This window comes from Larkinella humicola (assembly GCF_008727875.1).
Lineage (GTDB): Bacteria > Bacteroidota > Bacteroidia > Cytophagales > Spirosomataceae > Larkinella > Larkinella humicola.
On record NZ_VTWS01000001.1, the window covers coordinates 956077 to 968110 of the forward strand.

Consider the following 12034-nt stretch of genomic DNA (forward strand, 5'->3'; position numbering starts at 1 on the left):
AATACAGTTTACGGTTTACGGTGGTTGACGCACGCTGACTGCCGCGTTCTTAAGCAGGCGGTAGCCACCGTAAACTGAATACCGAAAATTATCCCTCCAGTTGACTCTGGGTTTCGACCAGAAATTTGCGGATTTCCTGCAAACGGCCGATCATCTGTTTAATTTCATTCTGACGCGAGGAGCGGGCTTTGAGGTGTTGCCTCGCCCCTTCCAGCGTCAGTTTTTTTTCTTCCACCAATTCCAGTATTTCCCGAAGATGTATGATGTCATCTTTGGTATAAATCCGGTCACCGGCGCGGTTTTTACGGGGCTTGAGCGTAGGAAACTCTTTTTCGTAAAACCGTAATTTCGATATGTTCACCCCCAGCATGTCGGCCACCTCGCGAATGCCGTAATACCGTTTTGTTAACTCCTCCATAGAACAAACTTCCGTTCAAACCGGAAGAAACACAAGTTTTCCGTAAATTTGCAAAACATTTCAATCCGTAGCCATCACAGGCGTGATGACTGACCACCAAGTACCATGACTTCTTCCGAAATTCGCCAGCATTTTTTAGACTTTTTTCAAAGTAAAAACCACCTGATTGTTCAGTCGGCGCCCCTGGTGGCCAAAAACGACCCGACGCTGATGTTCAACAACTCGGGCATGGCTCAATTTAAGGATTTTTTTCTGGGCAACGGAACACCGCCCGCCAAACGGGTCGCTGATACGCAGAAATGTCTGCGGGTTTCGGGGAAACACAATGACCTCGAAGATGTCGGTTTTGACACCTACCACCACACCATGTTCGAGATGCTGGGCAACTGGTCGTTTGGTGATTATTTCAAGAAAGAAGCCATTACCTGGGCGTGGGAACTACTGACGGAGGTCTACCAACTGCCGAAGGACCGGCTCTATGTTTCGGTTTTTGAAGGCGATACCAAAGACAACGTTCCGTTTGATCAGGAAGCCTGGGATTTGTGGAAACCGATTGTGGGTAAGGACCGGATTATTCTCGGAAACAAAAAAGATAATTTCTGGGAAATGGGCGATACGGGGCCGTGTGGTCCGTGCTCCGAAATCCACGTCGATCTGCGGCCCCAGTCGGAGGTGGATCAGAAACCCGGTAAGGAACTGGTGAACGCCGATCACCCGCAGGTGGTGGAAATCTGGAACCTCGTTTTCATGCAGTTCAACCGCAAAGCCGACGGTTCGCTCGACCCGCTGCCCGCGCGGCATGTCGACACCGGCATGGGTTTTGAGCGGCTTTGCATGGCGATTCAGGGCAAGTTGTCCAACTACGACACCGATGTGTTTACGCACACCATCAAGGTCATCGAAGAACTGTCGGGCATTTCCTACAAAGGTTCGCAGCGCGATTATCCGGACGTAGCCATGCGTGTCATTGCCGACCACATCCGGGCGGTTTCGTTCGCCATTGCCGACGGTCTGGTGCCGTCGAACGCGCGGGCGGGCTACGTCATCCGCCGGATTTTGCGCCGGGCCGTTCGCTACGGCTACTCGTACCTTGGTTTCACCGAACCGTTTATGACCAAACTCGTGCCGACACTGGCGATGCAGTTTGCCGACGTTTTCCCCGAATTGAATGCCCAGCGTGATTTTGTGGCAACCGTGATTCGGGAAGAAGAAGCCTCGTTTCTGCGAACCTTGGAAAATGGTTTGAAATTACTCGATAAAATCACCTCCGATCTGGCACAGTCGGGCGGGAAAGAAATCGACGGCGAGACGGTTTTTGAACTCAACGATACGTTCGGTTTCCCCTCCGATCTAACCGCTCTGATTGCTCGCGAGAAAGGGCTTTCCATCGACGAAGCCGGTTTTCAGAAAGCCCTTCAACAGCAGAAAGAACGCTCGCGCAAAGATGCGACTTCGGCAACCGGCGACTGGACGGAACTCACCGACATCGACGGCGTCGCGTTTGTCGGCTACGACCAGACCGAAGCCGAAGCCCGAATTGCCAAATACCGGAAAGTACAGAACAAACAAGGCACACAATACCAGATCGTGCTGGACCGGACGCCGTTCTACGCCGAATCCGGTGGTCAGATTGGCGATACCGGCAGCCTGGAACTGCGGGTGGGCGACGAAACCGTGTTGGTGCGCATCGCCGATACGAAAAAAGAAAACGACCTGATCATCCATATTTCCAACGACAAAAATCTGGAGGACATCCTGGATAATCATACGGCGGTTTTCGCCAAAATTGATACCCACCGTCGCGTCGCCATTGAAGACAACCACTCGGCTACGCACTTGCTTCATGCCGCCCTGCGTCAGGTGCTGGGCAAACACGTCGGGCAGAAAGGTTCGTACGTCGGGCCGGATGCCTTGCGGTTTGACTTCTCCCACTTCGCCAAAGTGACGGATGCCGAACTGGGGGAAGTGGAGCGAATTGTGAATGAAAAAATCCGGGAGAATATTCCGTTGAACGAACGGCGCAATGTGCCCATCGACGAAGCCCGCAACCTCGGCGCGATGGCCTTGTTCGGTGAAAAATACGGCGACTTCGTGCGCGTCATTACCTTTGACCCGAACTATTCGGTCGAACTTTGTGGCGGAACCCACGTACCGGCAACGGGGCAAATCGGCCTCTTCAAGTTCACGTCCGAAGGTTCCGTTTCGACCGGTATCCGACGCATCGAAGCCGTTACCGCCGAAAAGGCCCTAGCCCTTCTGAACGAGCAGCAAGCAACACTGGACCAGTTGAAAGAACTCCTGAAAGCGCCGAAAGATGTGCTGAAAGCCGTTCAAAACCTGATGGACGAACGCCATCAGCTACAGAAAAAAATTGAGGTGCTGGAAGCCGAGAAGCTCCAGAAAGTGAAAGCGGATCTGTTGACGAAAGTCTATTCGGCCAACGGGCATTTTGTCATTGTTGAACGCATTGAGGTTCCATCGGCGGATGCGCTGAAACAACTGGCCTACGACCTGAAAGCGAAGCTGGACAACCTGGCGCTGGTGCTGGGTTCGGATATCAATGGAAAACCGCAACTGGCGGTGATGCTGCCCGATGACCTGATCAAAACCAAAAACCTCCACGCCGGGACGCTGGTGAAAGAACTGGCGAAGGAAATCCGCGGGGGTGGCGGTGGTCAGCCGTTCTTTGCCACCGCTGGCGGCACCGATGCCACCGGCCTCGACCGGGCACTGGCGAAGGGGCGGGAGCTTTTGCAATAGAAGTTAAAAAAGGAATTTCAAATAATAAATGATGAATGTTAAATGTAGAAGTGCTGAATTGCCAACTCCTTTTACATTTAACGTTCATCATTTTACATTTAAAATTCCCTTATTACCCCTCCTTCGTTTCCTTCTCTTCCTCCAACGGAGTATGTTCTGACCCCAGCACCGGCCCCAGATACGAATGCTGCCAATCTTCGACCTGCTCCGGGGTTTTTAATTCATCCATTTCAACAACCCGGTGTTTCAGGTGCGGGTATTGGGCATCCAAATCCTGTTCAATGAGCGCGACGTCGGGTGACGCATCAAATTTCATCGGTACTGTGGTGGGCGTTTCAACGCCCCGCTCATCGACGGCGATGACGCGAACTACAAACATCTTTTCCATAGGGTTGAATCTGGTTTTCTATTAAACTATTCCCGTGCGCAAAAGTTAGCCGCTCCGGCTTGCCTTTTCGTAAACGGTTGACATCCCAATTAATAAATTGCTATTTTTACGTACACCCCGGACGGGTATCCGCATTTTACCTATCAACGGGACGCCCATACGATCTGCCAACACGATCATGAAACGACTCTATACCTACACCTTCCTCCCGCTCCTGCTGATCGCGTTGCTGGTGGGTGAATACTCCCAAACCCAAAAGTCGTCCGTACCGACACAAACGCTGACGGTTCGCGAAGTCCCCTACGCCCCCATTTGCGGGATGGCGAACATCGGCGGGATCCCCAATTCGTTGCTGCAACAATCCGTGGCTTTACGGCCGAATGTCGGTCAATTCGCGACGCCGACGTCGACCAAAATCCCGAAGGCACAGGCGTATTTTGAGCAGGGCATGGCGTACCTGCACGGGTATGCGCTGGTCGAAGCCGCCCGGTCGTTTCACGAAGCATTGAAATTCGATTCGACATTCGTGATGGCGCACGTGGGTCTGAGCCGTCTCTATATCCAACTGGAAGACAACAAAGCCGCTTTAAAAGCCGCCGAAACCGCCAAATCGTTCTCGAAATTTGCTTCGGAACGCGAAAAAGCCCACATCGATCTGCGGTTTGCGCAGTTGAAAGCCGTCGATTCCCTGAGCAATCAAAAGCTGCTGAACGAGTATCGAACGAAAGTCAACGGAGCCGTCAAGCGCTACCCGACCGATCCAGAACTGTGGTTGCTGTCCGGCAACTCCTACGAAAAATTTGCCACCGGCCGGGGTCAGGGTTCCTCGACGGGCAGTATCGCTATCTATGAGAAAATCCTCCAGTTTGCGCCCGAACATCCGGCGGCTCACCACTATCTGATTCACGCCTACGAAGGCATGGGCGACTATACCGAGGCCCTGAAACACGGCAAAGCCTACGCGCGGCTGGCGCCAAATCTGGCCCATGCCCTCCACATGTACGCCCACGACCTGATGAAAACCGGAGATGTGGATAGTGCCATCGCGGAAATGAAACAGACGGATGCCATCGAACGCGGCCTGTATACCAGCGAAAAATACGACCCGATGTACGACTGGCACCACATTCACAACATCTCGCTGCTGGCACTTTGTTACCAGTACCAGGGCCGGATTCAGGAAGCGGAACAATTGGTGAAGGAGCGGTTTGAGATCAAACGACCGATCAATCTGGAGCGGACCTTTTACAACAAAATGGGTTACCCAACCCTGCTGATTACGCAAAACCGGGATGAGGAAGCCCGGCCCATCGCCGAGGAAATGACGAAAGGCAAAACCCCGGGCGAACGCGTAATCGGACACTATTTACTGGGCATGATCGCCCTGAAAAAGAACCAGATCGAATCGGCGCGGGCGTCGCTGAAACAGTCGCAAACCGAGTTGGTAGAAGCCAAAAACATTGCCCACACCGACTGGCTGAATGCCTGGCTCGATCCCCATCCCAAGTTCCTGGCGTCCCTGATTGCTTTGCATGACCCCGCAGCCCGGGAGAAAGGACTGGCCGACATCCGCAAGTTTCAGGCCAGCGCCCGCGACCAAACCGGCCCCGATCCGTGGATTGAAGCCCTTTTCCAACTGGAAATGATCGCCCAGGTGGCCGCCCAACTGAAACTAACTGATTTCGCTGAAGAAGCCACGAAGGTGCTGGCCGAACATGATCCGTATTATCCGGGCACCCATTTTGCCCTCGCCCGGGTGGCCGAACTGAAAGGCGACAAAGCCACCGCCGAACGCGAACGCCAACTGGCCCGGCAAGGCTGGTCGAAAGCGGATGCAGTATTTTTAGCGCAAAATTTTCCGAAAAAGAAATAACAAAATTTTATCTTGCGGGCCATGAATGCCTATCGCCCCGGCCTGCACATCCTGTCGACCTTTGAAGCTCCGTTGTCTGCTCTCACGGACGTTGGGCGGTGTCGCACGGGCTTCGACCAGCTGATTCAGGAACTGGAACTGGCCAAGGTCGGCGAGGTGTACTATTCGTTTCCCAATGGCGGTTTTACGGCGGTTCTCTGCCTGACCGAATCGCACGTGTCGATTCATACCTGGCCCGAAAACGGGCTGGCGACGTTCGACGTTTTCCTGTCCAATTTTCAACGCGATAACAGCCCGAAAGTCCGACGGTTTTATGAAGAATCCCTGCGTCTGTTCGGGGCTACGGCGGTTTTAAACGAACAGGAAATCATCCGCTGACGCTGTCCGAAACCATGCCCACCGACCCATCCTTTTCTCCCACCGCGTTCAACTGTCCCCACTGCCAGGCCCCGGTTCCGGGCTATGACCTCTCCGAGAGTTCGTATTTCTGCTGCGGCCAGTGCTACACCTATTTTCTGTATGGCGATACCGGCCCGCAACGCATCATCATGGCCTTTCCGCCCATGCCCACCCCGCCCGCCCTGCCGCTCGGGGCCGAAGGGTACATCGACAGCAAATGGGTTCGGGTGACGGGCTACCTACGCAAGCGGGAAATCCAGTACGAAGAAAGCTGGATGGAATACGTCCTGATGACCAAAGAAGGTCCGCACCAGATGCTGGCCGAATTCAGGGGTCACTGGATGCTGGTTCGGTCGGTGGACGAAACCTATACCGAAAAGCAAAACGCTAAAGTCTCGGATCAGGACCGCGAATACGCCCTGTACAACCGCTACAACTGCCTCATTCTGAACGCTGTTGGTGAGTTTTACTGGAACATTGTTGATGATACGGAACTGACCATTTCGGAGTATATTCACCCGCCCTATCTGGTCAGCCGGGAAGCCAGCAGCCAGAAAACCGAGTGCTACAAGGCTGAATACAAAACGCCACAGGACATTTCGAAAGCCTTCGGACTGGCCGATGCGGCTTTACCGAATCCCGTTGGCGTTGGGGCTATCCAGCCCAATCCGGCGGTCGAAAAACGGGAACCAGCGATCTGGTTGACGACCCGGCTGGCGTTGCTGATCGTAGCTGTTCAGGTGCTTTTTTACTTCCTGAAACCGCAGAAAACCCTTCTCAATCAGGAGTTTACCTGGAACTCGGATTCGACGGTGCAAAGCCGTGCCCAACCCATCGTATCGCCCTCGTTCGACATCGACGGCCCGGCGGCTGTGGCGATTCAGTTAAAGGTGAATGTCGACAACAACTGGCTTGAATTACCGGTCAGTCTGATTAACGAAAGCACCAACCAATCCTACGAGTTTACGCGCATTGTTGAATATTACCACGGTGTTGAATACGGCGAAAGCTGGCAGGAAGGGGCGCAGGACGACGAAGCCATTTTGTCACGCATTCCGTCCGGGCGCTATCACCTCAACCTATATCCGTCGTCCGAAGGGAAAAACCGGGTTGTTTTCCAGCTTAAAGTGATTCAAAATCCGATTCTGTATTCCAACCTGTTTATCATGCTGGCCCTGCTGGCGATTTACCCGATCATCCTGTTTTTTCAGCGCAATCTGTTCGAACAGAAACGCTGGGCCGAGAGTGATTTTGGACCGACGGGTTAGTTTCAATCCGGTTTTGCCCCTAAATCCCGAAGCGTCGGCCCGGCTTGAAGGGGACTTTTGCACCTAGATTATTTAAGTCCCCTTTAGGCCGGGCTGACGCTTCGGGATTTAAGGGCAAAACACGAGAACCACAACATACTATCCGAACATAAAAAAACCTTTTTGTCAATGTAACCATCATGAAAAACCTCGCTAAAATCAAATTCCTGGTACTGGCGGGTGGTTTGCTCCTGGCCGGCTTCACCTGGGCCGGGATGTCGGGCAGCCGGTTGCTGGGCGACGATCTGGAAAGTGTCGACAAACTCGACAACTACAAAAACGGATCGGGAGGGCGGCATTCGGGCCGACGCAGTTATTTTTACCACAAATAAACCCTGTTTCTCATGGACTTGTCTACGCTGAAGTACATCATTCCCTCCGTCGTTTATTCGTTTGTCGGTATCCTGATTCTGGTCATCAGTTTCGTCATTATCGAGAAAATTGCCCCCGAAAACCTCTGGAAAAAGATTGTCGATGAAGAAAACGTCGCGCTTTCCATTCTGGCAGCCGCTTTCATGATTGCGGTGGCGATTATCATCAGTTCCGCCATCCATGAGTAACCCGGATAACCGACACCGGCACCTGTTGTTGTTGCTGTCGGTTTTTGTGATTGCGACCTGCGGACTTATCTACGAATTGGTGGCCGGAACGCTGGCGAGCTACCTCCTGGGCGATTCGGTAACACAGTTTTCGACCATCATCGGCGTTTATCTGTTTTCGATGGGCATCGGTTCGTGGCTGTCCAAATACCTCGACGGTAATCTATTGAAGTGGTTCATCCGCATCGAAATTCTGGTCGGCATTGTGGGCGGTGGCAGTGCTCCCCTGCTCTTTGTGTTGTTCGAATACGCGGCTTCGTTCCGGTTGGTTCTGTATTCGCTGGTGAGTTTGACCGGGATTCTGGTGGGGCTGGAAATTCCGCTGCTGATGCGGATTCTGGAGAACCAGCTCGCCTTCAAAGACCTGGTTTCCAGAGTTTTTACCTTTGATTACATTGGGGCCTTGCTCGCTTCGCTGATCTTCCCGCTTGTTCTCGTTCCCTACCTCGGCCTCATCCGGACGTCCCTGTTTTTTGGATTGATGAACGTCGCCGTCGCCTGGTTTCTGCTGCACCAGTTTCCCGAAACCAAACCGTATCGCCGGTCGCTGGTCACGGCCATTCTCCTCTCCTCATTTCTGCTGATCGGCGGTTTTGTTTACGCCGAACAGATCATGACCTACACCGAAAATCTGACGTTTCAGGACAAGGTAATTTACAGCAAAAGCACGTCGTACCAGCGCATCGTGCTGACGGCCAACAACCGCGAGTTACGGCTTTTCCTCAACGGCAACCTCCAGTTCAGTTCGGCGGATGAATACCGCTACCACGAAGCGCTCGTTCACCCGGCTTTGCAGGCCCTTCCGAAAGCCAGCCGGGTGCTGGTGTTGGGCGGAGGAGATGGTCTGGCGGTTCGGGAAATCCTGAAATACCCGCACATCCAATCTATTACACTCGTCGACCTTGATCCGGGCATGACGGATCTTTTTCGCCGGAATGAGGTACTCCTTAAACTGAATAACCGTTCCTTACTTTCGCCCAAAGTACAGATTATCAATACCGATGCTTACAATTTCGTCCGGCAGGACACCGCCCGTTACGACCTGATTGTCATTGATTTTCCCGATCCATCGAATTACTCAATTGGTAAACTCTACAGCACGTCCTTCTACCAGGAACTCAACCGCCTGATTCAACCGGGTGGTCTGGCTGTGGTGCAATCGACCTCTCCCTACATTGCCCGGCAGTCGTTCTGGTGCATTCGAAACACGATTGCTGCCACCGGTTTTCAGACCATTCCCTACCACGCTTATGTGCCCTCGTTTGGCGAATGGGGTTTTATTCTGCTGTTGCGAAACCACCACTGGCGGGGTGAAGGGCCGTTGCCGAAGGGACTCCGGTTTGTCAATGCGCGAACCATCCACGACATGCTGAATTTTCCGCCCGACATGGCCGAGGTTCCGACCGAAATCAACAAGCTCAACAACCAGGTGCTGGTGCATTATTTCGAAGATGACTGGACGCCCTACGCCCACTGACCCGCCCGAATCGCCGGGCCGCCGACAGTTTCTGGAGCAAGCAGCCGGACTCGGTTTAACTGCTATGCTGGCCGGATCGGCGGGTTTGAGTGCCTGCCAGCCGTCATCTCTCCAACACATCAAGGGCGGCATGATCGGAGCAAATCATGCGGTCGGCCATTTGCTGCGGAATCCGGAAAAACTGCCCCCGCCGACGCAGACACTGAAAACGGAAGTCCTGATTGTGGGCGGTGGCGTTGCGGGTTTGTCGGCCCGGCGCTGGCTCTGGCAGCAGGGCATGCGGGACGTGTTGCTGGTGGAATTGGCGGATCGGCCGGGCGGGAATGCCGTCAGTGGTCAGAATGCCGTATCGGCCTATCCGTGGGGGGCGCATTATCTACCGATTCCTGATCTCCGCAATCGCGAACTGCTTGATTTCCTGACCGAAAGCCAGGTCATTACCGGTTTTGATGCAGGCGGTTTACCGGTTTACAATGACTACTACCTGTGCCACGATCCCGAAGAACGGCTGTTCATCAACGGACACTGGCAGGAAGGGCTGGTGCCGGAAGTAGGGATTTCGGCCGACGACAAACAGCAGATCGTCCGGTTTTTTAAACTCGTAGACGAACTGAAACAAGCCAAAGGAAGGGATGGCCGGGATGCCTTTGCGATTCCGCTCGAGGGGTCTTCGACGGATGACCGCTTCCGGCAGTGGGATGCAGTTTCGTTCGAAACGTATTTGAACGAGCTGCAGTTTACCTCACCGTATTTGCGCTGGTTTCTGGAATACGGTTGCAAGGATGATTACGGAACGACTCTGGCCAACACCTCAGCCTGGGCCGGTTTGCATTATTTTGCCGCCCGAAAAGGCGTTGCAGCCAATGCCGAAGCCAATGCGGTGCTGACCTGGCCGGAAGGCAATGCGTTCCTAATTAATCAACTGGAAGAGCAGGCAAAGTCGCCCATCCAATCCAACCGGCTCATTTTCAGTGTCGAAGAAACCGATCTGGGCGTTCGCATTCTCAGTTACGATGTGGCTCAGAAAACGACCATTGCGATTCAGGCCCGGAAGGTGTTGCTGGCGACGCCCCAGTTCATTACGAAGAATCTAATCAAAAACCGGGTAATCGCCGGATTTGAATACGCTCCCTGGCTGGTAGCGAATCTAACCGTCAATGGATTGCCGCAGAGCCGGGGCATGCCACTCTGCTGGGATAACGTGATCTACGGAAGCCCCTCCGTCGGCTACGTCACGGCTACGCACCAGCACTTGAAAGCGACGGACCGGAAAGTGATTACCGTGTATTGGCCGCTGGTTCAGGAACCGCCCGATGTAGCCCGGCGCAAAGCGTACCAAACGCCGTATGAAGACTGGGTATCGGTGCTGGTGGCCGATCTGGAAAGGGCGCATCCCGGTGTTAGTGACTACATTACGACCATCGATTGCTGGGTTTGGGGGCACGGGATGATAGCGCCCACGCCCGGGTTTATCTGGGGTGAAGCCCGCCAAAAAGCCGCCACTGCCATCCATAACAAACTCTATTTTGCCCACTCGGACCTGAGCGGTATTTCGATTTTTGAGGAGGCCTTTTACCAGGGCATTCGGGCTGCCAAAGAAATTTTGGGGCAAAAATCCTCCGCCTGACAATCTATCGGAACGACTGATCGTTGCTCCAACAGGAAGCACCCACCGCCCCCATTTCATGAAGCGAACCTTACTTTTCTGCTTTTTCTTATTCGGATTATTCGTTGAATCTCAAGCCCAGTTGGGCAACCGGAAACCCATCAACCGGGCCGAATTCATTCGGCTCATGCAAACCGTGGCCGCTGGTCTCAACGAGAACAATGGTCGAAAAGCAGCCGACTGTTTCACGCTCGATGCCATTTATTCCGAACCGCCCAACAAACAGATTTACCGGGGTCGTGACCGGATTTTTGAGTTTTTTGGCGGCTGGAAAGGACGACCGAAAGTGGTGCAAATGGTGTGGCACCACCTGACATTCGATGAACAAACCCAGGTTGGCTCGGGCGAGTTTACGCTCACCAACGGTTCCAGTGCGCACGGCATGGTCAGTGTCAAAATCCGCGAAGGCTTGATCGGCAACTGGCGGGAATATTTCTACCAGTCCGCGCTGGACTGGAACGGTTTTATCTTGCAAAATCCGTTTTGAGTTCTGGTTTTAACGATCGTTAAATGGTTTTAGGACTTTCGCTTTCTGATTCGTTCTCCTAAAGGCCGGGTGGGTCAAGCGAAAAAATAACTCCATGTTAACCGAACCGTTTCAACAGCCAGAAAACCGTTAAAACGGTTCCTTTATGATTCGGTCTCACTTCAATTTACCCACAGCTAAAGCAGTGGGCTGATAAACAGTTACTCCGGCAAACACCCAACTTCTTTACCTGGATTATCCCTTCTGTTAAACTTTTTGGCAGGCTTCCGGTTACTATTCTGTATAGACCACAAATTGCAATTATGGATAAGCTACAGAAGTTTGAATTGATGAATAAGATTGTTCGTGAATTCGAGGATCTTCAAAATAGTCAGACGGCCCTCATTCAGAAAATCGGAAAGATCGAAGTCGACAACATGAATGGGTTGAATGACGCGAATCTGGAAAAAACGCTGGGAACCATGCACGGAAAAATCGCCGAAAACCTGGATTCCATCACGGAGATTTTCTCCTACTTCGAGAGCAAACGTGATGAGTATGCCGAGAAGAACGGGGCGGCCATTGCGGCACTTGAAGCGGCTGCAGCCATTGAAGCGGCCAAAGCGGCTAATTAAACACTAGCCCACTGATCCAGCCTATCCGCCGTTCCGGTGGAGACTC

12 protein-coding genes are annotated in these 12034 nt (G+C 53.1%); 10 read left to right on the plus strand and 2 right to left on the minus strand.

Annotation, left to right across the window (positions count from 1 at the left end):
- Window positions 1-88: 88 nt before the first annotated feature.
- Entirely contained in the window at window positions 89-418 is a 330-nt protein-coding gene (locus F0P93_RS04090; protein ID WP_150875016.1) for a MerR family transcriptional regulator, read from the minus strand.
- Between the two features lie 105 nt (window positions 419-523).
- On the opposite strand from F0P93_RS04090, the gene alaS reads away from it, so the two are divergent.
- A complete protein-coding gene (alaS, locus tag F0P93_RS04095; protein WP_150875017.1) occupies window positions 524-3178 on the plus strand; it encodes an alanine--tRNA ligase in 2655 nt (884 codons plus the stop codon).
- Window positions 3179-3290: 112 nt separating this feature from the next.
- Here the strand turns inward: alaS and F0P93_RS04100 are convergent, their stop codons facing one another.
- Window positions 3291-3566 (minus strand): hypothetical protein, encoded by a 276-nt coding sequence (locus F0P93_RS04100; protein ID WP_150875018.1) that lies wholly within the window; start codon window positions 3564-3566, stop codon window positions 3291-3293.
- A 178-nt stretch (window positions 3567-3744) separates the two neighbouring features.
- Between F0P93_RS04100 and F0P93_RS04105 the strand changes: the two genes are divergently transcribed.
- The 9 genes from F0P93_RS04105 to F0P93_RS04145 all read left to right on the plus strand — a co-directional run bounded on the left by F0P93_RS04105 (window position 3745) and on the right by F0P93_RS04145 (window position 11988).
- Window positions 3745-5439 (plus strand): tetratricopeptide repeat protein, encoded by a 1695-nt coding sequence (locus tag F0P93_RS04105; protein ID WP_150875019.1) that lies wholly within the window; start codon window positions 3745-3747, stop codon window positions 5437-5439.
- Between the two features lie 21 nt (window positions 5440-5460).
- Window positions 5461-5817 carry an S-adenosylmethionine decarboxylase family protein gene (locus tag F0P93_RS04110; RefSeq protein WP_150875020.1) on the plus strand — a complete coding sequence of 119 codons (357 nt, stop codon included), beginning with the start codon at window positions 5461-5463 and terminating at the stop codon, window positions 5815-5817.
- Between the two features lie 14 nt (window positions 5818-5831).
- Complete coding sequence (locus tag F0P93_RS04115) at window positions 5832-7106, plus strand: DUF4178 domain-containing protein (RefSeq protein WP_150875021.1); 1275 nt, start codon at window positions 5832-5834, stop codon at window positions 7104-7106.
- 179 nt (window positions 7107-7285) lie between these two features.
- Entirely contained in the window at window positions 7286-7477 is a 192-nt protein-coding gene (locus F0P93_RS04120; RefSeq protein ID WP_138990336.1) for a hypothetical protein, read from the plus strand.
- A gap of 12 nt (window positions 7478-7489) precedes the next feature.
- On the plus strand, window positions 7490-7705 hold the full coding sequence (locus F0P93_RS04125; protein WP_150875022.1) for a DUF350 domain-containing protein: 216 nt from the start codon (window positions 7490-7492) through the stop codon (window positions 7703-7705).
- Window positions 7698-9221, plus strand: a complete 1524-nt coding sequence (locus F0P93_RS04130; protein ID WP_150875023.1) for a polyamine aminopropyltransferase — start codon at window positions 7698-7700, stop codon at window positions 9219-9221. The genes F0P93_RS04125 and F0P93_RS04130 overlap by 8 nt, the downstream gene beginning before the upstream one ends.
- Complete coding sequence (locus tag F0P93_RS04135) at window positions 9196-10848, plus strand: NAD(P)-binding protein (RefSeq protein ID WP_150875024.1); 1653 nt, start codon at window positions 9196-9198, stop codon at window positions 10846-10848. The genes F0P93_RS04130 and F0P93_RS04135 overlap by 26 nt, the downstream gene beginning before the upstream one ends.
- 58 nt (window positions 10849-10906) lie before the next feature.
- Window positions 10907-11374, plus strand: coding sequence for a nuclear transport factor 2 family protein (locus F0P93_RS04140; protein WP_150875025.1), 468 nt, complete (start codon window positions 10907-10909; stop codon window positions 11372-11374).
- Window positions 11375-11703: 329 nt separating this feature from the next.
- On the plus strand, window positions 11704-11988 hold the full coding sequence (locus F0P93_RS04145) for a hypothetical protein (protein ID WP_225309366.1): 285 nt from the start codon (window positions 11704-11706) through the stop codon (window positions 11986-11988).
- Window positions 11989-12034 lie beyond the last annotated feature (46 nt).

Excerpts from the sequence above, each read along its gene's own strand:
- F0P93_RS04090 (WP_150875016.1), bottom strand. The coding sequence starts at position 418 with ATGGAGGAGTTAACAAAACGGTATTACGGCATTCGCGAGGTGGCCGAC.
- alaS (WP_150875017.1), top strand. The coding sequence starts at position 524 with ATGACTTCTTCCGAAATTCGCCAGCATTTTTTAGACTTTTTTCAAAGT.
- F0P93_RS04100 (WP_150875018.1), bottom strand. The coding sequence starts at position 3,566 with ATGGAAAAGATGTTTGTAGTTCGCGTCATCGCCGTCGATGAGCGGGGC.
- F0P93_RS04105 (WP_150875019.1), top strand. The coding sequence starts at position 3,745 with ATGAAACGACTCTATACCTACACCTTCCTCCCGCTCCTGCTGATCGCG.
- F0P93_RS04110 (WP_150875020.1), top strand. The coding sequence starts at position 5,461 with ATGAATGCCTATCGCCCCGGCCTGCACATCCTGTCGACCTTTGAAGCT.
- F0P93_RS04115 (WP_150875021.1), top strand. The coding sequence starts at position 5,832 with ATGCCCACCGACCCATCCTTTTCTCCCACCGCGTTCAACTGTCCCCAC.
- F0P93_RS04120 (WP_138990336.1), top strand. The coding sequence starts at position 7,286 with ATGAAAAACCTCGCTAAAATCAAATTCCTGGTACTGGCGGGTGGTTTG.
- F0P93_RS04125 (WP_150875022.1), top strand. The coding sequence starts at position 7,490 with ATGGACTTGTCTACGCTGAAGTACATCATTCCCTCCGTCGTTTATTCG.
- F0P93_RS04130 (WP_150875023.1), top strand. The coding sequence starts at position 7,698 with ATGAGTAACCCGGATAACCGACACCGGCACCTGTTGTTGTTGCTGTCG.
- F0P93_RS04135 (WP_150875024.1), top strand. The coding sequence starts at position 9,196 with ATGACTGGACGCCCTACGCCCACTGACCCGCCCGAATCGCCGGGCCGC.
- F0P93_RS04140 (WP_150875025.1), top strand. The coding sequence starts at position 10,907 with ATGAAGCGAACCTTACTTTTCTGCTTTTTCTTATTCGGATTATTCGTT.
- F0P93_RS04145 (WP_225309366.1), top strand. The coding sequence starts at position 11,704 with ATGAATAAGATTGTTCGTGAATTCGAGGATCTTCAAAATAGTCAGACG.